At 51.7% G+C, this 23,394-nt stretch carries 37 protein-coding genes and 1 tRNA gene; 20 read left to right on the forward strand and 18 right to left on the reverse strand.

The window, feature by feature from the left end:
* The first annotated feature begins 665 nt into the window (after positions 1–665).
* Entirely contained in the window at positions 666–932 is a 267-nt protein-coding gene (locus tag ACWYRJ_RS15860; protein ID WP_455508239.1) for a hypothetical protein, read from the forward strand.
* Between the two features lie 460 nt (positions 933–1,392).
* Here ACWYRJ_RS15860 and ACWYRJ_RS15865 read toward each other — a convergent pair whose 3' ends face one another.
* The 11 genes from ACWYRJ_RS15865 to ACWYRJ_RS15915 all read right to left on the reverse strand — a co-directional run bounded on the left by ACWYRJ_RS15865 (position 1,393) and on the right by ACWYRJ_RS15915 (position 7,651).
* The gene (locus ACWYRJ_RS15865) at positions 1,393–1,971 is read right to left on the reverse strand and encodes a DUF1133 family protein (protein ID WP_455508240.1); all 579 of its coding nucleotides are present in this window, start codon (positions 1,969–1,971) and stop codon (positions 1,393–1,395) included.
* Positions 1,972–1,984: 13 nt separating this feature from the next.
* Positions 1,985–2,974 carry a DUF968 domain-containing protein gene (locus tag ACWYRJ_RS15870; RefSeq protein WP_455508241.1) on the reverse strand — a complete coding sequence of 330 codons (990 nt, stop codon included), beginning with the start codon at positions 2,972–2,974 and terminating at the stop codon, positions 1,985–1,987.
* A 7-nt stretch (positions 2,975–2,981) separates the two neighbouring features.
* Positions 2,982–3,776, reverse strand: a complete 795-nt coding sequence (locus ACWYRJ_RS15875; RefSeq protein WP_045357679.1) for a KilA-N domain-containing protein — start codon at positions 3,774–3,776, stop codon at positions 2,982–2,984.
* A gap of 70 nt (positions 3,777–3,846) precedes the next feature.
* A complete protein-coding gene (locus ACWYRJ_RS15880; RefSeq protein WP_025760115.1) occupies positions 3,847–4,254 on the reverse strand; it encodes a RusA family crossover junction endodeoxyribonuclease in 408 nt (135 codons plus the stop codon).
* A complete protein-coding gene (locus ACWYRJ_RS15885; protein ID WP_023293907.1) occupies positions 4,254–4,481 on the reverse strand; it encodes a hypothetical protein in 228 nt (75 codons plus the stop codon). Before ACWYRJ_RS15885 ends, ACWYRJ_RS15880 begins: the two co-directional genes overlap by 1 nt.
* Positions 4,478–5,137 (reverse strand): MT-A70 family methyltransferase, encoded by a 660-nt coding sequence (locus ACWYRJ_RS15890; RefSeq protein WP_455508242.1) that lies wholly within the window; start codon positions 5,135–5,137, stop codon positions 4,478–4,480. Before ACWYRJ_RS15890 ends, ACWYRJ_RS15885 begins: the two co-directional genes overlap by 4 nt.
* A complete protein-coding gene (locus ACWYRJ_RS15895) occupies positions 5,137–5,631 on the reverse strand; it encodes a hypothetical protein (protein WP_455508243.1) in 495 nt (164 codons plus the stop codon). The genes ACWYRJ_RS15890 and ACWYRJ_RS15895 overlap by 1 nt, the downstream gene beginning before the upstream one ends.
* A complete protein-coding gene (locus ACWYRJ_RS15900; RefSeq protein WP_455508244.1) occupies positions 5,628–6,548 on the reverse strand; it encodes a conserved phage C-terminal domain-containing protein in 921 nt (306 codons plus the stop codon). Before ACWYRJ_RS15900 ends, ACWYRJ_RS15895 begins: the two co-directional genes overlap by 4 nt.
* Positions 6,505–6,717, reverse strand: coding sequence for a DUF4222 domain-containing protein (locus ACWYRJ_RS15905; RefSeq protein WP_074168479.1), 213 nt, complete (start codon positions 6,715–6,717; stop codon positions 6,505–6,507). The genes ACWYRJ_RS15900 and ACWYRJ_RS15905 overlap by 44 nt, the downstream gene beginning before the upstream one ends.
* A gap of 240 nt (positions 6,718–6,957) precedes the next feature.
* Positions 6,958–7,428, reverse strand: coding sequence for a YmfL family putative regulatory protein (locus tag ACWYRJ_RS15910; protein WP_033487215.1), 471 nt, complete (start codon positions 7,426–7,428; stop codon positions 6,958–6,960).
* A gap of 25 nt (positions 7,429–7,453) precedes the next feature.
* A complete protein-coding gene (locus ACWYRJ_RS15915; RefSeq protein ID WP_161656286.1) occupies positions 7,454–7,651 on the reverse strand; it encodes a Cro/CI family transcriptional regulator in 198 nt (65 codons plus the stop codon).
* 99 nt (positions 7,652–7,750) lie between these two features.
* Between ACWYRJ_RS15915 and ACWYRJ_RS15920 the strand changes: the two genes are divergently transcribed.
* The 14 genes from ACWYRJ_RS15920 (at position 7,751) to ACWYRJ_RS15985 (ending at position 15,195) form a co-directional block, all read left to right on the forward strand.
* Entirely contained in the window at positions 7,751–8,407 is a 657-nt protein-coding gene (locus ACWYRJ_RS15920; protein WP_455508245.1) for a LexA family protein, read from the forward strand.
* A 595-nt stretch (positions 8,408–9,002) separates the two neighbouring features.
* Positions 9,003–9,079 (forward strand) — tRNA-Arg (locus ACWYRJ_RS15925).
* Positions 9,080–9,532: 453 nt separating this feature from the next.
* Positions 9,533–9,784 (forward strand): hypothetical protein, encoded by a 252-nt coding sequence (locus tag ACWYRJ_RS15930; protein WP_455508246.1) that lies wholly within the window; start codon positions 9,533–9,535, stop codon positions 9,782–9,784.
* On the forward strand, positions 9,784–10,614 hold the full coding sequence (locus ACWYRJ_RS15935) for a chromosome partitioning protein ParB (protein ID WP_206462072.1): 831 nt from the start codon (positions 9,784–9,786) through the stop codon (positions 10,612–10,614). The genes ACWYRJ_RS15930 and ACWYRJ_RS15935 overlap by 1 nt, the downstream gene beginning before the upstream one ends.
* A complete protein-coding gene (locus ACWYRJ_RS15940) occupies positions 10,611–10,871 on the forward strand; it encodes a DUF4752 family protein (RefSeq protein WP_206805757.1) in 261 nt (86 codons plus the stop codon). Before ACWYRJ_RS15935 ends, ACWYRJ_RS15940 begins: the two co-directional genes overlap by 4 nt.
* Positions 10,868–11,272: an ead/Ea22-like family protein gene (locus ACWYRJ_RS15945; protein WP_455508247.1), complete on the forward strand. Its 405-nt coding sequence runs from the start codon at positions 10,868–10,870 to the stop codon at positions 11,270–11,272. Before ACWYRJ_RS15940 ends, ACWYRJ_RS15945 begins: the two co-directional genes overlap by 4 nt.
* A gap of 2 nt (positions 11,273–11,274) precedes the next feature.
* Positions 11,275–11,451, forward strand: a complete 177-nt coding sequence (locus ACWYRJ_RS15950) for a hypothetical protein (protein ID WP_455508248.1) — start codon at positions 11,275–11,277, stop codon at positions 11,449–11,451.
* 10 nt (positions 11,452–11,461) lie between these two features.
* Positions 11,462–11,863, forward strand: a complete 402-nt coding sequence (locus ACWYRJ_RS15955) for a hypothetical protein (protein WP_455508249.1) — start codon at positions 11,462–11,464, stop codon at positions 11,861–11,863.
* Positions 11,860–12,504 (forward strand): DUF551 domain-containing protein, encoded by a 645-nt coding sequence (locus ACWYRJ_RS15960; RefSeq protein ID WP_455508250.1) that lies wholly within the window; start codon positions 11,860–11,862, stop codon positions 12,502–12,504. The genes ACWYRJ_RS15955 and ACWYRJ_RS15960 overlap by 4 nt, the downstream gene beginning before the upstream one ends.
* Entirely contained in the window at positions 12,501–12,683 is a 183-nt protein-coding gene (locus ACWYRJ_RS15965; protein ID WP_045325435.1) for a hypothetical protein, read from the forward strand. The genes ACWYRJ_RS15960 and ACWYRJ_RS15965 overlap by 4 nt, the downstream gene beginning before the upstream one ends.
* Before the next feature lie 66 nt (positions 12,684–12,749).
* Positions 12,750–13,019 carry a hypothetical protein gene (locus ACWYRJ_RS15970; protein ID WP_375148747.1) on the forward strand — a complete coding sequence of 90 codons (270 nt, stop codon included), beginning with the start codon at positions 12,750–12,752 and terminating at the stop codon, positions 13,017–13,019.
* Between the two features lie 32 nt (positions 13,020–13,051).
* Positions 13,052–13,315 carry an excisionase gene (locus tag ACWYRJ_RS15975; RefSeq protein ID WP_008500733.1) on the forward strand — a complete coding sequence of 88 codons (264 nt, stop codon included), beginning with the start codon at positions 13,052–13,054 and terminating at the stop codon, positions 13,313–13,315.
* Positions 13,290–14,432: a phage integrase Arm DNA-binding domain-containing protein gene (locus tag ACWYRJ_RS15980; RefSeq protein WP_025758203.1), complete on the forward strand. Its 1,143-nt coding sequence runs from the start codon at positions 13,290–13,292 to the stop codon at positions 14,430–14,432. The genes ACWYRJ_RS15975 and ACWYRJ_RS15980 overlap by 26 nt, the downstream gene beginning before the upstream one ends.
* A gap of 262 nt (positions 14,433–14,694) precedes the next feature.
* The gene (locus ACWYRJ_RS15985; protein WP_111965576.1) at positions 14,695–15,195 is read left to right on the forward strand and encodes a YbaK/prolyl-tRNA synthetase associated domain-containing protein; all 501 of its coding nucleotides are present in this window, start codon (positions 14,695–14,697) and stop codon (positions 15,193–15,195) included.
* A gap of 20 nt (positions 15,196–15,215) precedes the next feature.
* Here ACWYRJ_RS15985 and yoaI read toward each other — a convergent pair whose 3' ends face one another.
* Positions 15,216–15,320, reverse strand: a complete 105-nt coding sequence (gene yoaI / locus ACWYRJ_RS15990; protein WP_111965575.1) for a small membrane protein YoaI — start codon at positions 15,318–15,320, stop codon at positions 15,216–15,218.
* Between the two features lie 144 nt (positions 15,321–15,464).
* On the opposite strand from yoaI, the gene ACWYRJ_RS15995 reads away from it, so the two are divergent.
* Positions 15,465–15,911, forward strand: coding sequence for a DUF441 domain-containing protein (locus ACWYRJ_RS15995; protein ID WP_024908579.1), 447 nt, complete (start codon positions 15,465–15,467; stop codon positions 15,909–15,911).
* Here ACWYRJ_RS15995 and ACWYRJ_RS16000 read toward each other — a convergent pair.
* On the reverse strand, positions 15,895–16,686 hold the full coding sequence (locus ACWYRJ_RS16000) for an AraC family transcriptional regulator (protein WP_455508251.1): 792 nt from the start codon (positions 16,684–16,686) through the stop codon (positions 15,895–15,897). The two genes, ACWYRJ_RS15995 and ACWYRJ_RS16000, sit on opposite strands and share 17 nt — an antisense overlap.
* A gap of 99 nt (positions 16,687–16,785) precedes the next feature.
* On the opposite strand from ACWYRJ_RS16000, the gene ACWYRJ_RS16005 reads away from it, so the two are divergent.
* On the forward strand, positions 16,786–17,973 hold the full coding sequence (locus ACWYRJ_RS16005) for a CynX/NimT family MFS transporter (protein ID WP_455508252.1): 1,188 nt from the start codon (positions 16,786–16,788) through the stop codon (positions 17,971–17,973).
* Between the two features lie 31 nt (positions 17,974–18,004).
* Here ACWYRJ_RS16005 and ACWYRJ_RS16010 read toward each other — a convergent pair whose 3' ends face one another.
* The gene (locus tag ACWYRJ_RS16010) at positions 18,005–18,712 is read right to left on the reverse strand and encodes a CTP synthase C-terminal region-related (seleno)protein (protein ID WP_133294187.1); all 708 of its coding nucleotides are present in this window, start codon (positions 18,710–18,712) and stop codon (positions 18,005–18,007) included.
* A gap of 101 nt (positions 18,713–18,813) precedes the next feature.
* Here ACWYRJ_RS16010 and ACWYRJ_RS16015 point away from each other — a divergent pair, with 101 nt between their 5' ends.
* Positions 18,814–19,158, forward strand: a complete 345-nt coding sequence (locus ACWYRJ_RS16015; protein ID WP_223581883.1) for a DUF488 domain-containing protein — start codon at positions 18,814–18,816, stop codon at positions 19,156–19,158.
* On the opposite strand, the gene ACWYRJ_RS16020 is transcribed toward ACWYRJ_RS16015, so the two are convergent.
* On the reverse strand, positions 19,159–19,464 hold the full coding sequence (locus tag ACWYRJ_RS16020) for a nuclear transport factor 2 family protein (protein WP_045401563.1): 306 nt from the start codon (positions 19,462–19,464) through the stop codon (positions 19,159–19,161).
* 80 nt (positions 19,465–19,544) lie between these two features.
* Entirely contained in the window at positions 19,545–19,799 is a 255-nt protein-coding gene (locus ACWYRJ_RS16025) for a putative hemolysin (protein WP_133294185.1), read from the reverse strand.
* A 309-nt stretch (positions 19,800–20,108) separates the two neighbouring features.
* On the opposite strand from ACWYRJ_RS16025, the gene ACWYRJ_RS16030 reads away from it, so the two are divergent.
* Together ACWYRJ_RS16030 and ACWYRJ_RS16035 are read left to right on the forward strand one after the other, a co-directional pair.
* Positions 20,109–21,137, forward strand: a complete 1,029-nt coding sequence (locus ACWYRJ_RS16030; protein ID WP_455508253.1) for a sensor domain-containing diguanylate cyclase — start codon at positions 20,109–20,111, stop codon at positions 21,135–21,137.
* 45 nt (positions 21,138–21,182) lie between these two features.
* Positions 21,183–21,281, forward strand: coding sequence for a YoaK family small membrane protein (locus ACWYRJ_RS16035; protein ID WP_029739841.1), 99 nt, complete (start codon positions 21,183–21,185; stop codon positions 21,279–21,281).
* A 131-nt stretch (positions 21,282–21,412) separates the two neighbouring features.
* Here the strand turns inward: ACWYRJ_RS16035 and ACWYRJ_RS16040 are convergent, their stop codons facing one another.
* Entirely contained in the window at positions 21,413–21,661 is a 249-nt protein-coding gene (locus tag ACWYRJ_RS16040) for a GlsB/YeaQ/YmgE family stress response membrane protein (protein WP_008500746.1), read from the reverse strand.
* Positions 21,662–21,946: 285 nt separating this feature from the next.
* Positions 21,947–23,245 (reverse strand): sensor domain-containing diguanylate cyclase, encoded by a 1,299-nt coding sequence (locus tag ACWYRJ_RS16045; RefSeq protein WP_455508254.1) that lies wholly within the window; start codon positions 23,243–23,245, stop codon positions 21,947–21,949.
* Positions 23,246–23,394 lie beyond the last annotated feature (149 nt).

A 23,394-nucleotide genomic window follows, 5' to 3' on the forward strand; every position in this document is an offset into this window, starting at 1 on the left:
ATCAACAACCTGTTTGACTGCTTCAATTTTAAACTCTTCGGGATAACGCTTACCGCTCATGGGCACCTCTCTTTAAGCCATCTTAAATGACTCTGAGGTGTCTGTTAAACCCGTGGCGATTCACTCAGAAAAATTGAGGGGAGATAAAAAAAGCCCGCTTTTGAAGGCGGGCTAATGAGTGACTATTAGTAAGTAAGGTAGGTAGTCGTGGGTTTTGCTAACTGACCAGAGTGAGACAGTATCGGGCTGATTCACATTGGTTCAGGAGAACCATCAGGCAGTTACCTTCAACACACATTTCAAGCGTAGCAGCAGTTTGCAAATTCATAAAAAAAGGCCTGCTTTTTACGGCAGGCTCTCAAGGAATTTGAAACTGTATTGTTGTTGTCATGGTGCCGGGTGCCTCCCGGTGACTCTACTCCAGCCAGCAAAGTCGCGCGCATACCTGCAGATAGCAGTTGGCCGGAACGCCCTCCCGCTTAGGAAGGATTCACCACAGAAATAAATTACGCTGAACTTATTCCTGCGGTCAATGGGATTAGTCATTGTTTCCTGATGGCGGCCTTAGAAAGGGAAAAGCCCCACCGAAGTGAGGCTAGTTAAATTTGAGGCACCTCATCCAACAAACCACCCGAGGTTAACTGGATTTCACGAGATGCTTTTGGATGAGCGCTGAACCCAAAGGTCAGTATTTTCACACAGCAATTTTGCAAAAAGCAGCGCTCACGCAAAAACATCTAAGGAAGGTGAAGGAAATTGGCATCGGCAATGAAATCCGAGATAACATCAATGTAAATAACAACTCCAGCTATAAGGCTGACAGTCAGTATCAGGGCAATCTTCCAGATGCCCATAGGTCACCTCTTCTGCGGTATTCCCAATACAATTCTTATTCATCACTAAATAGAGATGAAAGTACATTGCACAGCTAACCACAAAACAGATCACTAAAGCCAGTATTTTGAGAGTCTTTAACAACACAATTCCCCTGCTAGTTTACTGCAAGCAGGTTAACTTATAGCGGCTCAACAAATTCTCAACACAAGACATAAGCCAGGTCCGTATCACAGCGACCTTCATATAGTAGGTCAGGATTGAATAAATCAGGTGAACTCGACGATATTTCAGCGGGACTACTGGTGCAATGCACCTTCGTGAAAGCCCGGTTGAGAAGCAAAACTTGCTGGCCCGTCAGTCCGCCATCAACTACCGTAGTGCCAGAAACAGGATAGGACATTTAGCCCCCTCTTATTGCCGTGAGTCCTCTCAGAACGAGGGGAAACAAAAAAGGCCGCCAGTTGGCAGCCCTTAAAATAAAAAACCCGCAGCAGTGGCGGGTTTATGTTTTGTTCTGTTGCTCAGTACGCTTTACTGTCCCGAGCCTACCACAATTTAATCACTTTCTTGCTCACTCTGCAACTTAAATCTGTCGCTATTTGTGCCAAACGCGTCACAAAGTGGAGCGTACAGGATCGATTCTGCCAAACTTACCCATGTGTCAATTCGGCGGCGGCATGAGATAAGGGTCCAGTCAGGATGTTTTGCATTCAGCTCGTTGGCCATCTGCAGCTTGCTCTTACGCAGCCGGTGACGGTCAACGATTACGCCATACAATCCACGGTATTCATCATTCATCAGGACCGAAGCAATAACTCCATCCACCTTAAGGCCTTCTTCGTCTGAGCAGAACGCCAGTCCTGTTTTGTTTTTGCTGTCGAGAATTTCACGCAGGTATGCTTCCAGCTCAGGTTTAGTGATGCCGGATTGCTTCATGCGGCGCAGCGCATCGTTGATTGCGGTTTTGGTAATTTTTCCGGATGCAAGCAGCTGGTTGAACATGTTTCCGCAGGAGCCACCACCGATATAAGACCAGCGGCCCCACATGCGAAGCTTACCTTGTACCCAGATGCTTTCGAGTGTACGAAGGCGAACCATCTCGCCGGATTTGCCAACTTCTGAAGGATTGATCATGTTGCGTCTCCACTTACGCCAGTGCGCCGATTGCCAGCGCACGATCTAAAAATCGAAACAGCAGCGTTAACTGGTCGCCGTGTTTCGCTTCAAATGCCACAGGATCAGCGTGCAACTCGTCGTGATGCGCTCTGCACAGCGGTATCACAAACAGGTCGTGCGCTTTGGTACCCATTCCACCCTGCCCGTGGCCTATCAGGTGATGGGGGTCGTCTGCCGGGTTATTGCAGCAACTGCACTGCTGCGACTTCACCCAGCGGGTGTATTTATCGTTCTCCCAGCGGCGGCGCTTTGGCCTCAGCATGAAAGATTCCGGTGATTCAGGATCGACCTTCACCGAGACGATCTTCTTAACTTTCTCCTGGAGTATTTCAGTTGCCGGTAATGACGGAACAATATCGCTTTCCCGCATCACTGAGGTGTGCGATTCAGGCTTAATCCGGAGCGCCTGGTTAGCCACTGATTCAGGAATCAGGTCAGCCAGATTGTTACGTACCATCCACCAGCAAAACTCCGGCAGCGTTAGGGTGTGGTCAGCGCTGAAACCCAGCATGATATTCACCCTTTCTAGCAGCCATTTTACCAGGTTCTGCATGGCAATTCCTGCCAGTCTTTCAGTAGTTTGTTCGCGCAGTTGGTTATCACATCCCCAGCACAGGCGAATGCTGCCGGGGGCGTGGCGTAGCAGAGTGAAGTCCTTTGAGTGCCATTCGTTGTGCGGCCACTGACATTCGAATTTACGTTCCAGCCAGGCATCAAGGCCGCTCAGTCCACCAGCACGCTGAATAACTCTCTCATTCAGGAAAAGCTCCTGCACACTGACATCATCCGTCAGTGGCTGGTGCGCTTCAGGAATCAGCCCAGATGGAAGATGCTGGATAGCTTCCGAAGGAGTTTCAATCACCACCCGGCCACGGCGAAACAGCCACAACAGTTCGTTACCAGGGCGAAACAGCACAACCCCGGACATTGGCGCGACTTCAGGTGTCAGTAATGCTCTCACTGTTACCTCAGGCTACGATGTCGATTATTTTAAGAAGCTCCGCAAACTTCGACTCAAAGAAATGAGGCTGAGTTTCTCGCGGGTTCGCAGGACTGGTGATGTTCTTGCCATACATGCAGCCTTTGGCAGTAAGTGACCAGAACTTTTTAACACCATTCACTCCAGACCGACTGTTTCGCTCTTTTTGTTCCACAATCCCAAAGCGGGACATCATGTGATAAACCTGATTGGCGGTGATGCGGATGTTTTTTGCTTTAAGCAGAGCGCTGAGTGATTGTGTGGGACGGCTGGACCCATCCTGCGCACCGGCAGGTGCATCGATCGCGTAATGCGGCATCAGATCTGGAAGACCAGCTACCTGCTGGAGTTTTTGATAAGCACCGAGCCTTGAAGAGTTTGAGAGGTTCAGCATTTTCGCCGCCGATTCAAGCAGGATCACGCCAGCCTGAATTTTGTCGGATGTCGGCGCATTGGATGAAGGGTTCTGTACGGCATCGAACGTTCTGATGACTTTGAGGTTAAATTTCGGGCTGATCCACATTGCATAGGAATAAACCAATTCCTTGCAGACGAATGTCCCCTGGTTAACACCACCAGTAAGGGTGACCAACGGGGCCGCTCCTGTAATTCCAGGAGCGCTCGAAATTTCAGCGATGAGTTCTTGCGTTTGGGTAAGACAGGACCAGTTGGAAGGCTGGTGACGTTTTTCACCTCCCGCCGCACGATGCAAATCATTCAGGCAGTAACGACCATCAAAATCACGGCGTACGGAAACGCCATCAATTACGAATAACTGATTCATATGTTTCTCCACTTGTTGTAGTGCGAGCGGGTCTGCACTCCCGCTTCGCTGACACTTTTTAATCTAACACTCATGCGCGTACCAATGCATTGCTATTTTGCCTACCATTTTCGACATAGCTGGCGATCGTTATTTCAACCTTCCCGCCAGGTACCTGCGGTGCCCACTCCACCAGCATTCGTTTAACCTGACTGTCATCCTCCCAGATGCCTGCATGTGTCAGTGCATCAAAAAGCGCCTTGTTGTAATTGTCGATATCGCGGCGGCGGGCATCTGGTGGATAGAGAATGATCTCAACCGCCGCTGGCGCTGTGGTTGGTTTAGGCAGGCGGCGTAATTGTTCAATAATCGCAGCGCAAGCAGCGCTCTGATATTTGCGGCCAGCAGCACTGATGAGATGGCGTCCTGCCAACGGCCCCTTATTGGGGGCTCGCCAGTAGGTGTTTACGCTCGGTGGGAACGGGAGAACCAGTTTCATCATGACTCCACTCCATAGCGCCCGTTCAGGCGTCCGATTACGCTGTTGAACATCACCAGGCTTACGCCCATCGGTTTTACCTTCTCGTGGTACTCCTTCAGGATAGGAGGTACAACGACGTTCCAGCTTGGCTTCGGCTTCTTCTTCAGGGCTTTCTTAATGGCATCGGAGCATTGACGGGCAACGTCACGAACCGCGTTCTCCTGCTCGGTTGATAGCTTCTTCATGCTGCATGCTCCCGGTTATCTGCCACCGGAACAGCAACGCCAGGAATCAATTCAACTGCAGTTGACTCAGCCTGATTTCCCCAGTGGTCCCAACCTGGCACACCGCATCGACTAAAGAGCTCGATGCGCGGAACGTCACCGTAAAGCTTTTCTAGGCGGAAACGGGCCTCTGCTGGTTTCTGGCTATGCTCGCCGAGTGGGCTGTAGATAACCTGTTTGATGCTGGCGCACTGGCGTTCCAGTCCATTCCCTCTGGTGGCGATCAGCATGTCTTCGGTATTGGCTCGGGTGTAGTTACCGCCGTTCATGCGGGTCTGTACGTTCAGCAAGTCGAGGAAGTCGTAAAAGTCCTCTATTCCACCAGCCTGAAGAGCTTTGTTGATATGCTGTTCTGCAAGCGGGTTGAACTTCACCCAGGTAAAGCCCTTCATCGTGCGGACCTTAAAGCCCCATGCTTCAGCCAGTTCAATCGCTTCTCGGGTGTGCGTGCCGGTGAACCACATAGCCAGGACGGCATCATCTGCTGCCAGGTCCCACACAGGAAGACGCTTCATGTCGATAAGCTTCATCGTGCCGTAGTGGTTGGTGGCTGCGCCGTTGCTGACGGTGTTCCCGTATTCCCAGGCTGGGTCTGCGTAAATCAGAGAGTATTTCATCAGATATTCCTCCCCTGACCTGCCAGACACCATGCGTCAGTAGGCGTTTTGACTTTCGGTACCATGCTCAGGCAACGCTGGCGCTCAATCAGTATCTTCATTCGCAGCTCTTCGTCTTTTGAGCGGTTGAATGCTTCCATCAGAACCGTAGCCGCACGCTGGAAGAGCCCCTTCTCAAACAGGCCTTGAGCTTTTTCCATCATCGCGGTTACTGCCGGGTTCGGTGCGGCTTCCTGTTCTGATGCAGCTGGTGCATCAGCCCGGTTAATTTTCAGTGCAGAACGCCCTTCGCTCACATCCCCACCCGGCGCTTTAGCAAAATACTGGTGGCACTTGCCGTTGTGCTGGCGGGTAGCACGATTCAGTTTTATCAGGTGACATACCCCGCGCTGAACAGCATGAAGGCCGTACTGAGGCATAGAGGCCGCAATCTCTTTGTTCGTTAAGCCAGGATTGCTGGCGATGAAAATCTGAATGTCTTTCAAGAGGCTCATGGCTTAGCTCCTCTGAAACCTGCTGGGATTGTTTTATCTGGCCCGCCAAATACCATCATGCTGGAGTTATTGCGCTGTCCTTCCCAATCCTGACGCTTAGGGCGGCCCTTGCTTTCCCAGCGAGTAGCACTTTGCAGATATGACTCGAATTTTTTCGGGCCAAACAGAGTTTCAGGTCGCATGTACTGGTACTGATCATCATTGCCGCTCCAGTGCTCGTGTTTCAGATCGATTACCAGCTGCAGGTCGTGAACGCTGTAACCTTCACGAAGGCGCGCTCTTATGTTTTCAAGAGAGGTTTTTGATTTTTGGTACCGGGAACCACTCACCTGGTTGAGGTGAGTTAAAACCAGAATGGCGTTATCAGTGATCAACACCTCAGGGTCTGGTTGCGGCGCAACCGGACAAATAGGGTTTTTAATATCTGTAGTATTCTCTGTTGTATTCTCTGTAAGAACATCAGTGCAATTTGACCTGATGAGAGCGGTTCGTTTTGACCCGATGGAGCGTTCCACTTTGACCTCTTCCATCGGTTCATTTTGACCTGATGGAAGAGTGCATTTTGAACTCTTCGATTTGGTCACTTTGACTTCATCTAAAAGCTCGCTTTCGTAGTTGATCGTGTAGTAGTTCGTCATGTCGCGCTGAGATTTGTTCAGCTGCTCAACTTTGAGCACGCCGAGCTGCTTCAGGCGGGTGAATGTGCGCTTCAGCGTAGACTCAGACCAGAACGGGAACTGCTCCAGCCACTGCTCGTTGGTGTTGTAAATCCAGCGCACGCCGTCACGCTCCAGTCCGGAGGTGGTTTCTTTAAGCCAGTAGTTAACCTGCTGCAACGCAATGGCCTCGTTCAGGCCAATGCTGTATGCAAGGTCAGGGTTTATCACTATCGGCCGGGATGGCATCAACAGGCTCATGGTCGTCCTTTAACTCTGTAAATTTACGCTGGAATTGGTCAAGAGGGCTGAAGCACTCATGATCGTACCCTTCGCGAAGGTATATAACGCGTCGAGTCTGTGGCTCCCATCTGATGACACGGACCGGGACGCCGTAGTGGTCTTTGAATCGCCGGTTAACTTCAGCCATTCCTCACGCCCCTTCTCGTTCATCTGAGCAAAAGCCTCTACCATCGCGTTCTCAGGCTGGTAGTTGTTCTCACCAGGCTGGTCGTTTAATCTCTCCACATAGCCGAACGGGGAATCTTTCCCCACCAGCGGAAGGCATCGGAATTGCTTAGCTGGTCTCAATCGGTTTAAACTGTTCATGCGTTAGTTTCTCCACTGAATACGACACGCCAAGACGCCCGGAGCTGCACACTCGCGGGCGTCACTTTTTTTGGCTTTTCTTACGGCTAAACAGCGCGACAATCGCGCGGATTTCTTCTTCACGCGCAGCCAGGTGACGGCGGTGATACTCGTTAATTTCTTCCGCTTCATGAGGTTCTATCACTCCGTCTTCCAGTGCTTTCTGAATAACGGTGTCGACACGTCCACGGGCAGCTGATGTACGCATTGCACGATCAAACAAGTCGACACGGTCCAGGTCTTCCAGATGCGGAACATCCACCAGCAATGCGCCGCGACGACGAGCAAAGTAATCTGCCAGGAGAGACGTGTTTGAAATGTCCTCCATCGCTTCCAGCTCGTTCACCTCGAAGAAGCGGCAGCCGTTCTTCTCGTACAGATTGTTATTGAACTGCGTGACTGACATGCCAAGAGCACCTGCCATAGCCTCACGGCCTCCGGGGTACGCTTTACACATCGCTTTCACTACTTCTTTCAGGCTTGGCTCTACCATGTTGTTTTTCCTTTGGTAGTTAAAATTAAGCAGCGTTTTGATTAGGCTTTGCGTAAAGGGATGGATCAACTTTCAGCTTTTCAGAAGTCAGAGCCTGAATCTCAAATGCTCTGCCTTTTGGAATTACCTCACCCCACCCAGATACTGATGCATGGGAAATTCCTAATGCCTTCGCTACGTTCCCCACGCTGCCGAAGTAAGAAACCACATCATCTTTTTTCATTTTTGCCTCAAATGTAAGGGAAACACACACCATGATAGTAGGATATCTTACATTAAGAGGTCAAGGATTCCTACATCATAAAATGGTAGGATTGCCTACATGAAAATGAATGAACGCATCCGCGCAAGACGCAAAGAGCTGAAGCTCACCCAGGCTGTTCTCGCCAAGCTTGTTGGCGTAAACCGAGTGACTGTTACAGGATGGGAGTCTGGTGATTATGAACCTGGTGGATCTAATCTGCAGGGGCTGGCGGCTGCCTTAAAAACGAATCCTCAATGGATAATTACTGGTCACGGTGATCCTGACTGTGACGAAATTCTTTATAAGCCGACTGAGAAGTTTGGTGTAAAGAAGATCCCTATCCTCTCTTGGGTGCAAGCCGGTGAGTGGACAGAAAGTGGAGCTCCTATCACTGAGGACGACATTTCCGAATGGATATTCACTACTGCCAGCTTATCAGATGGAGGTTTCGCACTTCGCGTTCGTGGTGACTCTATGACAAACCCTAATGGAGCACCAAGCATCCCTGAAGGTTCATTCGTAGTGGTTGATCCAGATTACGGCAGTCCACAAGAAGTGAATGGTAAAATTGTTGTAGCTCAAATTGTCGGCTCTGCTGAGGCGACTCTCAAAAAGTTTGTCATGGATGGCCCATTAAAATATCTGGTCCCTTTGAATCCTAATTATCGAGTTATGGAAGTTAATGGGAACTGCAAAATTGTAGGTGTAGTAAAACAAGTAGTTACTGACCTATAACCCTCCCCGCTTCTAAAGGCCGACATTCGTGTCGGTTTTTTTTCACCTTTAATGTAAGTTTTCCTACTTTACCTGTTGACACGCAGAAGTAAGATATCCTACATTTAATTCACACCACGGGTACTGACAGTTACCTGCGCCGGTGTGGAAGTAAGCAGTACGGCATATGGCACATGTGCCGCATCGGTCCGGGGATTCCTTAGGCAGTATCCCGATCCAGCGGGTAGCCGGAATGTGCAAGCCAGGCGTGTACGACAGCCAGAGACGTTTCACCAGCGTGGCGATCAGGTGTGACACCTCGGAAGAGACGAGGGCAGCCATTCACGTTAAGCATCTAGCAGGGTGCTTAGCAGGACTGGAAGAGTTACCACTTGGAGACGGTCCTTTTAAATGTCCTGGACAGTGGCGCTTCGGCAGCGATAACCGCCGCGACAAGATTATGCAAACGGGAAAGGTCGTTAAAACTCGTTAGGCCGATGAGTTCAAATGGCAATAAAGAACTGACAGCCGGGAAAGACCGGCACACAACATGAAAGCGCATTCCTCTTTCACTGATGGGGATCGGTTTGTTAACTGGCGGAGTGCGATTCCAGTTGTGGCATTAGCTCAGATGGATAGAGCAACGGCCTTCTAAGCCGTGGGTCGCAGGTTCGAATCCTGCATGCCGCGCCAGTATCACGTAGCCAGCGTGGTAAACCGTAGTAGCTGTACCAGATGCTGTGTGTAGTCTTGGCGGTCGGCAGTTGTGAATGTCCTTAATGTCGACCGCCCCTTTTCACAACTGAAAGCGCGTTCAGCCGGTTCCTTGAGAGGCCTTAGTCGTTAGATCAACTCAGGAGAACGCGCTCCCAATTGTGGAGAAGCTAACTGGCGGTGGCAGCCGCCCGTTTCACTAAGTGCCCTGGTTGGGTGCTTACTAAAACGAACCCCCTTTATGTTTTATCGCTATCAGGCGAGGGATTCGTGCAACCAAAAATCAGCGCTGTGCAGAGCGCTTATAACACGGAGAAACTAACCATGACGAACACACAGAACGTCACCGAGTTACAACCACGCATGACCAGAGAGCAGCTTATTGACGCAGCTCGCAAGGCCGCCCCTCTCCTTCCTGCCGCTTATGGTTGGATGGTTAACGAACTGGCTAACCGCCTTGACTATACCAGCGTCGCGCTTTGTGAAGCGATGGCGCAGCGGAAGGAACTGGCTAAGCAGAACGCTACGCTACGTGAGGATGTCACAAGCTGGGCCAAAGAGTGCGACCGCATAGAAGAGCGCCACACCAAAACGCCTACCAACATGCACCTGCTGGAAGCTCAGCGAGAACTCCGTGAGCTGCCTAGTGTCGTCATTTCCCTGAATAACGAGGTTGTTCTCTAATGGCTAACTCATTCAAGCAAATGACCAAGGCCGGTGTAATTAAGCGCACCGATACCGGGATGTTTATCGCTCTTTCAGATATCCACGTTCGTGAAGGTTTCAACAAGCGTGAAGACGATGAACGCACTCGCCAGGCTGATGATGACCTGTTCAACTACCTGATGAACGGTGGCTCCGTTCCCCCGCTGGAGGTTATCGCCCGTGATGAAGGTGGAGTGTGGGTTGTTGAAGGCCACCGTCGGCGTCGCTGCTATGCGCGCTGTGCAGAAGCTGGTAAGCCAGTAGACCGCATACACATCATGCCGTTCAACGGTAGCGATGTGCAGCGCCTGGCGCGCATCATGACCAGCAACAATCAACTTCCGCTCTCAGATATGGAACAGGCTGCAGTTATTCAGGAACTACATAACGCCTTCAACCAGACCACCAGCGATATCGCAAAACTGGTCAACAAGTCTGTTCCTACTGTCGAAAAGCTTCTGCTTCTTAGCACTGCTAACCACGACGTTCAGAAAGAAGTTAAGTCTGGGACCGTGTCCGTAGATGTGGCTGTTGACCGAATAAAAGAGTTCGGAGAAAAGGCCGGTGAGGTTCTTCAGAAGGATAAAGCTTCTGCTGCCGCAAAGGGCAAGAAGAAAGTCACCCGCAGCGTTATAGCGCCAGAAATTAGCGTTAAGAAAGCGCGCCGCCTTGTTGAACTTATTAGCCTGGCCGGGATAAGTGACACAGGTGTTATCTCCCTCGAAGGTTTGGCCCATGCAGAAGCATCGCAAATTATTGATGAGCATAAAGCTATAGCCTCCCAACATCGCAAAGGAGTGCAGTCATGAGCTTTCTGGACATTCTAAACACTGGCCTCGCTCTGATGGGGTGGTTATTCATCATGTTCCAAACGGGCCAGTGGTTTATCTCCATTGCGCTAAAACAGTGGGATAAGCGTAGAAAGCTATCTCGTAGACAGAAGGCAGTAAACGAATTTTACGATGCGTTTGACCTGTCCAGCATCGAACCAGGAACAACGGTGCGCCTGGCGACTAAAGGCGATCTGACAATCATGATGTATCGCACAGAAGGATCCGCCCAATGAACAACATCGACAAACAGGAGCTGCGTGAAGCGGCGGAGAGAGCAGAATCCGATAGTTGGGGTTATGATCGCGATGAATTCAATGAGGCTCTAACCCCGTCCACCGTGCTGGCACTGCTAGATGAGTTGGAAGCCGCAGAGAAGCTCAACGCAGAACTTATGGAGAAACAGCGCCTGATTGATATCTGCCAGGGGCAAGGTCTGGAGCATCGAATCGCAGCAGAGAAACGCGCTGAGGCAGCAGAGAAGCGGATTGCTGAGCTGGAGCGTAAAGAACAGCACAGTGAACGCCAGTCAGTAATTGATGCGCTGGCTGGTTCTGGTGAGGAATGGAGTGATATCGAAGAATACATGCAGAAGTGGGACGCGGAACGCGCCTCCGCAGCCGGTAAAGGGGAGTGAGCATGAAATACGAAATCCCGGAATCAGAAGATATTGAATGGCAGCAGGATATGCTCCGTGAAATAGACTGCGCCCTTGATGTCTTGCGTGATGAACATGAGCACGCAGAGGTAGTGGAGGAAATCATCAATGATATCACCGCGAGAATAGCATCACTCCGCGCGTACTCTGGATATTGAGGACTAACCCATGAGCACTATTACCAAAGAGAGCATTGCAAATCTCCTTCAGTTCAATTCTGAAGGCATTGATTGCCAGGCCAATGCAGAGCAGTGGGAAGTTCACGAACTGGCGCGTATCGCGCTGGCATCGCTCGAAGCGGAGCCTGTGGCGTGGCTACTGTCAGGCGGCGGCGCAAAAAACAACGTCAGCTTCGATAGTGGCAATGCTTATGCCGACCCGCTGCGAGAAGTAACGCCGCTTTACACCGCCCCGCCAGCACCGGTGGCTTTGACATCTGGATACAGCGATTTTGAGGAAATCTGGTCATCGTCCACCCATCCTCTCACGCAGGATGACGAGATGAAAGACTTCGCGTGGGATATCTGGAACGCCTGCCGCGCCGCCATGCTTCAGGGAGGTAAATCATGACTATTAAACCAGTGGCAGGCCTGTACTTAATCAAGTACGAAGATGGCAGGCTATACAAGTGCACCCGTGATGCTGAAGAGGCTGTTGATGCTATCGGATTTGGGTTCGAGGTTGAAGAGTTCGTTAGCCTTGATAATCACAGAGCCGCCATGCTTCAGGGTGCCGATACTGAATTCCAGCGCAAAGCCGCAGTACACGACGTGCTCTGCAAAAAGTACAACGTCGAGTCACTTGAGGCGTTTGTCGACTGGCAAAGGAATCACATTGCTGAACTTGAAGCGGCACCACCTGCTCCTGTTGGTCCGGGTGAGACTGCAGTAATGCCAGATTATCCTGGGTACACAATGACGCAGCGTGAGTGCTTCCAGGCTGGAAAGAAGGCTGGGATGGCTGAGGCTGGCAACTCTCTGGTGGTTCCGGATGGTTGGGTGGCTTGCAGTGAGCGGATGCCTGAGGTTGGCGTTAAAGTTCTGTGCTTCCCGGTAAATGACGAGCCGATACATGCAACCTACAACGGACAGGTATGGCTGCAAGATATTTCTTGGAGCGCAAGTGATGAGCCAATTGATAACGTCATATCTTGCAATGTATTCCACTGGATGCCACTGCCAGCAGCACCGCAGCAGGAGGTGAAGCCGTGAACCGAAAATTCTGGCTGCTGTATCTTTTGATTGTCGCATCAGTCTGCGTCTTTGTAGCTGGCTTTGAATTTAACCTCATTGCATTTTCTGTTGTGGGGCTATTCGGAATATTCATTTCCGGGATTGTAATTGGCGACCACGGAGGAAGGTTAGGATATTTCGGTGGTGATGATGCCTAACCCATTCGACGTGGTGATGTTCGTGCTACTGGCAATCGGCGCACTTCAGCAAATGGGGTGGCTGCCATGGTGAGCAAACTCAAACAGCGGCGCCTGCGCCGCCTTAAAGCGGATGTCGCATGGTGGCGAGAAGAGGCTGAATACGGTAACCGCCGCATACTCGAACTGGCCGGCGAAATCGACAGGCTCAAAAAGCTGGTTATCCGCGTGCCGATGCCGGTTCTTATGCCGAAGGAGATGGTCCACCAGCTCTATTACACCGAAACAAAAAGATGTCGTACCTGCAATGATGGGCTCCGTGGTGGTTGCTCATCTTGCATTTTCTATAAGAGATAGCCGGGTGCAGCCGGTTAAGTGGAGAGCAACATATGGGGCAGTTAGTAACACTACATGAGTGGGCTTCGGGTCCTAATGGGTTCAAATATCCATTAAGCAACTCAGCACTAAACAAAATAGCCAAGACCAAGCAAACTTTCCCACCAGCTTTAAAGCAAGGTCGCCGCTGGGTTATAGATGAGGACGCTCGTTTTATTGGCATGGTAAGCAATGTTGATATTTCATCATCATTATCAGACAAGGCTCGCCAGTTAGTGGAGAAAGCAATAAATGGCAGCTCGCCCCAGAAAGCATAACGTTAAAATACCTAACCTGTATTGCAAGTTGGATAAACGTACATCAAAAATCTACTGGCAATATCGCCACCCTGTCACTGGAACATTTGTTGGTTTTGGAACAGATGAAGAGGCAGCCAAAGCTGCTGCTACGGAGTTAAATCGGATAACATCTGAGCAGGAAACACGTCAATCCTTCGCTCTTATCGATATGGCCATTAAGAAGACAGATAAGAAAGAGAAAGGAATTCGAGTCGCAGACTGGATAAAAAGGTACGTAGATATTCAGATGGAAAGGATGCGTGACGGAGAAATAAAAAAACCGACCGTAAAATCTAGGAGGTTATGTGCTCAAGTTCTGGCTGACAGAGCTCCTAACGTTCGTCTAAAAGATGTTGACACGAAGTTAATCGCAAAAATTATTGATGAATATAAGTCTGAAGGTAAACATCGAATGGGTCAGCTGATTAGGAGCGTGCTTAACGACGTATTTAAAGAGGCTCAACATGCTGGTGAGGTTGAACCCGGCTACAATCCTGCTTTAGCAGTTAAAAATCCGATAGCAAAGGTAAAGCGAAGCAGGCTCAGTATCGAACAATGGAAGCTAATCTATGAAAGCGCGGGAACATTGCCACCATGCGCTCAGAATTCCATGCTATTGGCTTTAGTGACGGGTCAACGTATTGGCGACATAGTGGCGATGAAGTTTAGCGATATATGGGATAATCATCTTCATATAACCCAAAGTAAAACAGGAATGAAGTTAGCTATTCCTTTAAATTTACGGTGTGATGCTATTGGCATGACGCTTGCAGAAGTAATAAGTAAGTGTCGAGACAGAGTTGTGAGCCCGTATCTGATACACCACGTGAAACATCATGCTTACGGTAAAGCTGGTTCTCACGTTCCTGAAAAAACAATATCTAAGTATTTCAAAGAAGCGAGAGATAAAGCAAATATTGACTGGCCAAAGGATTGTATTGCCCTGCCCCCATTTCACGAACAGCGTTCGCTTTCATCTAGAACCTATAAAGCGCAGGGTATTGATGTCAAAACTCTGCTTGGGCATAAAACTGAAGCGATGAGCACAATGTACGGAGATGATCGTGGTCTGGAGTGGAACAAACTTGTGATTTAGCGAGATAGATAACTTTTAGAAAGTGCCAAATGATAAGCTGGCGTTATATGAGTTTTGGGGATTTGTTTTGGGGATGATTTGGGGAAGAAAAATTAACCTTATATAACAATAAAATAAAAATCATCGAATTGTTCCACAAACAGTCTGCTACCAGCAACGCATAATCCAACAGCCAGCGAGCCCGCTGGCTGTTTTCTTTCGACCCCGCTCATCCCGTGCTAATGTAGAACGCTGCATACTGGATTATCACCGGGAAATCGTTATGACTGATGACGTTATTGGGGCAGGAACCCACCAGCAACTGATTACCTTACTCACCGAGCAGGGCGCGCGGTTTCGCGTCATGGAGCACGAGGCTGTCGGGAAATGTGAAGCGGTAAGTGAAATTCGCGGGACCGACCTGCGGCAAGGCGCAAAAGCCCTGGTCTGCAAGGTGAAGGGAAACGGCGTAAAAAAACACGTTCTGGCGATCCTCGCCGCCGATCTGCAGGCTGACCTGAGCCAGCTTGCAAGCCATTTTGGCGGGCTAAAAGCCTCCCTCGCCAGCCCGGCGGAAGTCGATGCCCTGACCGCCTGCGTTTTCGGCGCTATCCCGCCCTTTAGCTTCCATCCTGATTTGGCACTGGTTGCCGACCCGCTGCTGTTCGAGCGTTTTGACGAAATCGCGTTTAACGCCGGCCTGCTGGAGAAATCCGTGATTATGGATACCCAGGATTACCTGCGCATCGCCCGTCCTGAGCTTGTCACCTTCCATAAAGCGTAACTGCGATGGCTGACGCCCTGTCAGCCTTTTCGTTCCAGAAACAGCACGGAGGCAACGAGAATAGCGGCAATAGCGAAAAACGATGAGGAGATAATCAGCGTTTCAACAAACATGTGATCGTTCATGATGGCGACCCTTTTGCGATATCTGCTTTCGTTTTAATCCGCGTAAATGACAAGGTAATGACAACGATAAAATCTTTTTAAAACTGTTCTCTGCCGCGTTTGCGCGTACAGTAAACAGAACAATTTTTCTGGCAAGGATTCCTTATGTTTGACCCTACTCTGCTCATACTTCTGGCACTGGCCGCGCTCGGCTTTGTCAGCCATAACACCACCGTCGCCATCTCGATTCTGGTGCTGATTATTGTGCGCGTGACCCCGTTAAATACCTTTTTCCCGTGGATAGAAAAACAAGGCCTCACCATCGGGATCATTATCTTGACCATTGGGGTAATGGCGCCGATCGCCAGCGGCACCCTTCCCGCCTCAACGCTGCTGCATTCGTTTGTAAACTGGAAATCGCTGGTGGCGATCGCGGTGGGGATTTTTGTGTCGTGGCTGGGCGGACGCGGCGTCACGCTGATGAGCAGCCAGCCCTCGCTGGTGGCGGGTCTGCTGGTGGGCACCGTGCTGGGCGTGGCGCTCTTTCGCGGCGTGCCGGTCGGCCCGCTGATTGCGGCAGGCCTTGTCTCTCTGTTTATCGGGAAGTCGTAGTCAGGCTGGCCATATAACGCGCCGGCGTCTGTCCCAGTCCCTTCCTGAACATGGTGATAAATGCGGTGGTAGAGTCATAGCCCAGTGACTGGGCCACCTGCTGTACCGATTTCCCGCCGATCAGGTGCTGTAATGCCACAATCAGCTGCAGCTGGTGACGCCAGCGGCGAAAGCTTAAGCCGGTCTCTTTCACCACCAGCCGCGCCAGGCTGCGTTCGCTCATGGCGAAGTGGCTCGCCCATTGCGCCAGCGTCTGCCAGGCGGCGGGCTCTTCCGCCATTTTCTCGCTCATCAGCCGAATTTTAGGATGGGGCGAGACGGGCAGCTGCAGATGCTCCTGCCGCTGGAGCGGCAGCTCGTCAAACAGAACGTCCACCAGGCGCGATGTGGCCGCAAGTGGGAGTTGTTCACGCGACTTTTCCGCCAGGGATAAAATTAGCTCCCGCACCAGAGGAGAGATTTTCAGGGTGCAGCAGCGGTCGGGCAAGCTTGCCGTCCCAGGTTCAATAAACAAAAAGCAGAGCTGCGCGCCCGGCGTGGCCCTGTTGCTGTGCGGCATCTGGCCGGGGATCCAGACGGCATACTGAGGCGGAACCATCAGCATGGCATTTTCCACTTCACAGGTGATTGCGCCGCCGAGGGCCAGAATCAGCTGCCCCTTACGGTGATGATGCCGGGGAATATACTGTTCCTCCGCCACTACCTGAATGCGAAATGCGACGGCCGCATCGTACTGGCTATCTGGATCGTAGCCTTCCAGTCCCAGACCAATCATCAGTTTGTCCGATATTAGCGATAAACTGTCATTTTAGCCTGATTTCAACCGCTGATAAAATCGGTATTGTGTGCGCTCGCTTGAACGTATGAGAACATAATGACTACTGCTATTCGCACCTCAGGAAAACACGGCGCGCTGTTGATTGCAGGCATCCTGATGATTGCCACTACGCTTCGCGTCACCTTTACCGGGGCAGCCCCGCTGCTCGACACTATTCGTCTTGATTATGGCTTAAGCACGGCGCAAACCGGTCTGCTGACCACCCTGCCCCTGCTGGCTTTCGCCATTGTCTCGCCGCTCGCCGCGGGCGTTGCCCGGCGTATCGGCATGGAGCGCAGCCTGTTTATCGCCCTGCTGCTGATTTGCGTCGGGATTGCCGTTCGCTCCCTGCCTTCCGCCGCTTTGCTTTTCACCGGAACGGCGATCGTCGGCTGCGGTATTGCGCTCGGGAACGTGCTGTTACCCGGATTAATTAAGCGTGATTTTCCCGGCCAGGTGGCGAAGCTCACCGGCGCCTATTCCCTGACGATGGGCGTCTCGGCGGCGTTCGGTTCGGCAATGATCGTTCCCCTGGCACAGGGTAGCGCCGGCTGGCATGGCGCGCTGCTGATGCTGATGGCGTTTCCGCTGGTCGCGCTGCTGCTCTGGCTGCCCCAGTGGCGTCAGAAACACGTCGCAACGGTAACGGCCGCAGGCGCGCTGCATAACCGCGCGATCTGGCGCTCGGCCCTCGCCTGGCAGGTCACGCTCTTTTTGGGGATAAACTCGCTGATTTACTACGTCATCATCGGCTGGCTGCCGGCGATACTGCTGAGCCACGGCTACAGCGAAGCGCAGGCTGGCTCGGTGCACGGTCTGTTGCAGCTGGCTACGGCCGTGCCGGGACTCGCCGTTCCGCTGATCCTCCACCGTCTGAAAGACCAGCGGGCGATCGCAGGCGCGGTGGCGCTGATGTGCGCGATAAGCGCGGCGGGATTATGGTTTATGCCGGGTATGGCGGTGATGTGGACGCTGGTGTTTGGCTTTGGCACAGGGGCAACGATGATCCTCGGCCTGACGTTCATCGGTCTGCGCGCCAGTTCTGCACACCAGGCGGCGGCGTTGTCCGGCATGGCGCAGTCGATTGGCTATCTGCTCGCCGCCTGCGGTCCCCCGCTGATGGGAAAAATTCACGATAGCGCGGGAGACTGGCAAATCACGCTTCTGGGCTGCGCCCTGGCCGCCGTGATAATGGCCCTCTGCGGCATCTTAGCCGGGCGAGACCGGGAGATCGCGCCCCGTTAAACAGTGTGGCAGACCCTCGGGTCTGCCTTTTTTACCCGCGAGCGGCGCGCAGCATCGCCTGCACCAGCACGACCGGACGCCCTTCGAGCGCGGCACGCTCGTGCTGGAATAAGGTGATCACGAAGAACGGGTGCGTAACCAGCTCCGCGGCGCGAATTTCCCCCTGATCGTCCCAGCCCGTAACATGCATATCACCGCTTTCCAGCGCCTGTGCAAACGCCGGCGACACGCCATAGTTACAGTGATACCCCTCTTCAATTTCCGGCTTGCCGTATGCTTTGGCGATCAGCGTATTTTTGCGCAGTTCAATCGCATCGGTTTTTTCCACCAGCGAGCAGGTCAGCGGCGCAATCACCATGGTGCCTTCGGTATCCGTCTCTGCGTGTGCCGCATCGGCCCAGCCCAGCACGTTTCGGGCATACTCAATCAGCGCGTGCTGGAACCCGCCGCAGGTGCCCAGGAACGGGATGCTGTTTTCACGGGCGTAGCGCGCGGCGATAAAAGCGGCCTCGGTGTTTTTGTAGGGGCTGGCAGGAACCAGCCAGATGGCATCGTAGCCCACCAGATCTTCAGGGCTAGTCAGCTCCGTGGTGGCCAGCCAGTCGTAATCGGCGGTGAGGTCAAGGACTGCTGCAGCGTCGTCAATGGCCAGCGGGATCGCCTGATGCGCAATAACATTGGGATTGTAATCGCCAACCAGCGCAATGCGCAGCGTCGTTTTAACCGGGAGGTGTTCCATGAAAGGTTCCTTATGCCAGAGTATTATCAGATAACATAAGGAACCTCAGACTACCGATCTTTTGCAATTATCACAATACCTTAAATTGGGAGGGTGAAATCATGATTCAGTGCAAACGCGTTTACGAACAGGCAGTTCCGGACGACGGCTATCGGGTGCTGGTGGACAGGCTCTGGCCTCGCGGGGTTAAAAAAACGGACCTCGTTTATGACGAATGGTGTAAAGCGCTCACGCCCTCGAATGAACTACGCAAGGCCTTTCATAGCGAAACCATTGATTTCACCGCCTTCAGTAAGGCCTATCGGGAAGAGCTTGCGCAGCATGCTAACGAGGGAGTGCGTCTGGCGACGCTGGCGCGCAGGCAGACCGTCACCCTGCTCTTTGCTGCCAAAAACACGGAGCAAAATCACGCCCTGATCTTAGCCGACTGGCTGCGTCATCTGTGATCAGCCGATCGTCAGTTCATCCAGAATTTGCGGCGCTTCATCCGGGGTGAGCGGCATCAGATGTTCGGCGCGTACAAACGCAAAGCCGTGCTGGTTGTCAAAGGCGTAGACATCACCCGTCACCAGCCAAAGCGCGCGATCTGCGGTGGCCGGTAATTGCGTCATCACGCCGTTGACCGGGTTAACAAAACGCAGGCCAGGCTGGCAGAGGCCAAATAGTTCAACAGATTTACCAATATTGCGACGGCCTGACGCCGTGCGGGCACCCACGATCATCGCCATGCTGCCCGGTTTTAGCTGAAACATACTTCTCTCGCGGAAACGAATGCCAGAAACTGGCTAAGATTAATCCTAAAGAGAAGTGTATCGCAGGCGGTATCCGTCTGTCACCTGGTGGGTTGCGGACGATCGCGACGATAGAGCGTCCATTCATCGATCACTTCCCCGCCCGGTAATTTGCACTCGGTGCGAACGCCCTGCGGGCTTTGAATCGGGATCTGTTCCCCGCCTTTCTCCAGGCAGTAGACGGAGGCCGGGTTCGCCATACCAATAGCGTGCGGCGGTTTTGGCGCATCGGGTGGCGTGGGTTTTGCGGTGCAGGCGGTCAGGGGAAGCGCCAGCGCCAGAAGCAGAAATCTCATCTCATTGATCCTTTTGACGTCATTACACCCTAAGGGTAACGGGTCATCGCCGCGTTCTCCATGATTTCTCCATTTTAACTGCACTTTTCAGCACTATAGTGTGGCATGTTCTCGATTTGACCAGAGAACATCATTCCGTAATCAAGATGTCTTTGCCCCGGTCTCAACAACGGGGCTTTTTTTCTCGCCTGCTCCCCGCTTCCTGCATATATTAAATTTTCTGTATTCATGTTTTACTATGCCTGAAGCCTAAAAACTCAGCATAACATGCAGATGCAGACGTCTTCTGCCTGGGAGTCATTCTACGTCATGTCGGATCTTATCCTCGCTCGCGTTTCAGAAACCCTTGCCACCGAGCAGTCCCTTGAAAGCCTCGTTCGCCAGCTGCTGGAGATGCTGGAGATTGTCACCGACATGGAGTCGACCTACCTGACGAAGGTCGATATCGAGGCGCGGCTGCAGCACATCCTCTACGCCCGCAACAGCAAGCAGATGACGATCCCGGAGGGTCTGAGCGTCCCATGGGACGAGACGCTGTGCAAGCGTGCGCTGGACAGTGACACGGTATTCAGCAATGACGTGCCCGAACGTTGGCCCGAGTGTGAAGCCGCAAAAGCGCTTGGCATTACGACCTACATGAGTATTCCTGTCCATCTTGCGGATGGTTCACTCTACGGCACGCTCTGCGCCACCAGCACGGCCAGAAAGCCGCTTAGCGAGCGAGGGGAACAGGTTCTGAAGCTCTTCGCCGGGCTGATCGCCCAGTCCATTCAGAAAGAGTCGCTGGTAACCCAGCTTCGCGAAGCCAATGCGGCCCTCATCGCGCACTCCTACACGGATGCCCTTACCGGTTTACCCAACCGTCGCGCCATTTTTGAAGATCTGACCACGCTGTTTTCTCTGGCCCGGCACCTTAAGCGTAACGCCATCATCGCGTTCATCGATCTGAATGATTTCAAACTGATTAACGATCGTTACGGCCATGAGGCTGGCGACCAGTTCCTGATAGAAGTGGGCAAGCGTTTGAAGGAAGAGAAACAGCAGGACGATATTATCGGTCGACTGGGTGGTGATGAATTTCTGGTCGCATCGCTGAGCCAGCTCCACGAGGACGGAGATAACGCGCAGGTTACGCTGCTCAAAACGCGCCTCAGCGCCTGTATCGCAGGCGAATACTGGCTGGGCAGCGTTCATATTATTTATCCGGGCGCCAGCCTCGGCGTTATCGAAGTGGACCCTGCCGCAACCGATCCTGACAGCGCATTACGCGACGCGGATGTCGCGATGTATCAGGATAAGAAAGGAAAAAGCAAAACACGCTTTCTCACTATGGATTAACCCCGTACACTCTACGGCGTTACAAAAACCGAAACAGGTGATGATATGAGAATAGGGATCCTCTTCCCGGTCGTTATTTTTATAACGGCGGTGATTTTTTTAGCGTGGTTTTTTGTCGGTGGTTACGCGGCGCCTGGGGCATAAATGAGAAAAACGACCCTCATTATGCTGATCGTTGCCATCGCGGCGTTTGCCGGCACCCAGCTTGGCTGGTGGTAAACGCCAATACGTAAAAAGGCCGCCATCTGGCAGCCTTTTTTCAACGCTTTTAAGCCTTAACTTTTGATTTTTCTGTAGATAAACAGAACAACCAGCGCACCAATCACCGCGACGGCGAAACTGCCGAAGTTAAAGCCATCGACTTTGCCAAAACCGAACAGCGTACTGATCCAGCCGCCGACTACTGCGCCGACAATACCCAGTATTACGGTGACGATAAACCCACCGCCATCTTTGCCCGGCATGATCCACTTCGCCAGAATACCCGCAATAAGCCCAAAGATAATCCAGGATAAAATTCCCATAACTTTCCTCTCTGTATGGTTTTTGTCATTAAATCAACGACACAAAAAAGAATAGCACAGGATTTCAGAAAGGAAATTTGTGATAGGCGTCACAATGAGAGAGTGAGTGATTATTCATCAACAAAAAGAGCGTGCCACATAAACTGTGGGGTTGCATCTTTTGTTGAGAAAGATTATCTTTCTCAACACTGAATAGTTGAGCGAAATAATCAGGTATTCAGTACGACATTGCTCACATTGCTTCCAGTTTTTCTTGCCCACTCCTGAGTGGGCTTTTTTTTCTGCTCATACCCCAACAAACGCGTAACGGTTACGTCCTGCGCGCTTTGCCTGATAGAGGGCCTGGTCAGCGGCAATAATGATATTTTGCTGGCTGCCAGCGATGTCGACGGCACGTGCGGTAGAAATCCCGACGCTGACCGTTACCCGTCCGAAGGGGCTAAAAGCATGCGCGATTTGCAGGGAAAACACATTTCGAATAATCGTCTGCGCCAGTCGGAGCGCATCCTGAATATCCGTATCCGGCAATATCAGCGCAAATTCCTCTCCGCCGTATCGCGCCACAATCTGATTATCACGCGTAAGGCTCTCCCTGAGGCTGTTTCCGAGCATTGCCAGACACCGGTCCCCTTCCGGATGACCGTAGTTATCGTTGTATTTTTTGAAGTAGTCCACGTCCACGATCAGTATCGAAATCGGTGCGTCATGCTCAGCACACATAGTGATTTCCGAGAGGATTTTTTCATCAAAGAAGCGGCGGTTGTACAGCCCGGTCAACGCATCTTCTGAGGCAATAATCTTCAGCGCTTTGTTATCCCTTGTTTTTCGGGACAGGTCGGAATACAGGAAGTATGACGCCACGATGAGGATCGCCGTGAACACGAAAATGAGCACCGCCAGCTGAATGGCCTGTTTGCGCCAGGCTGCAAGGGCTTCATCAATGCTAACGGCCACGGTGGTGACCAGTCCGTAGCGTCTGTTTTTCTCGTAGGCATAAATGCGCTCGATTTTATCAAACCGTGAGATGGAGCTGGCTATCCCCGAATTTTGTACCTTGAGATATTTCCTGAATAGCGGTGAATCAGAAACAATCGTGCCGATATAAGTATTTTTAAAGGGATAACGGACCAGCAGCACGCCTGATTGCGTCGTTAAGCCGATGACGCCCGAGTGACCGATATTAATCTGCCCGTAGAGTGCCAGAAAATTTTCGATACCCAGCGTCACCACCACCACTCCGTTAAATGCCCCGCTCTCGGTTTCAAGGCGTCGACTGATGGTGATAACCCATTTGCCATTGGTTCTGCTTACCACCGGCTCCCCAATAAAAATCTGCTGAGTTTTATTTTCTTTGTGATAGATAAAAAACTCTCTGTCCGAGCCTTTGCGTGACCCGGTAAAACTTTCATGCAGTGCGGTGAAGATATCGCCCTGAGCGTTGTAAACAACCACATTATTAATCTGGGTAAGAAGGTTATCCTGATTATTGATCATGTGCTGAATATTGGTCGCCTGCTGCGGGGTCATACCATAAATTTCGATTATGTCGGAAACGGTAGTAATTAACATTTCACTCTGGCGCATGATCCCCTCGGTGTAGACATCAAGGGAAGGTGCGAACAAGTTCCTGATATGAGATCATCATATTCATCCGGAGCGCATCCCAGAGGGACATCATGAGCCATCAACTCACCTTCGCCGATAGTGAATTCAGCACTAAGCGCCGTCAGACC

The organism is Enterobacter sp., assembly GCF_977039595.1.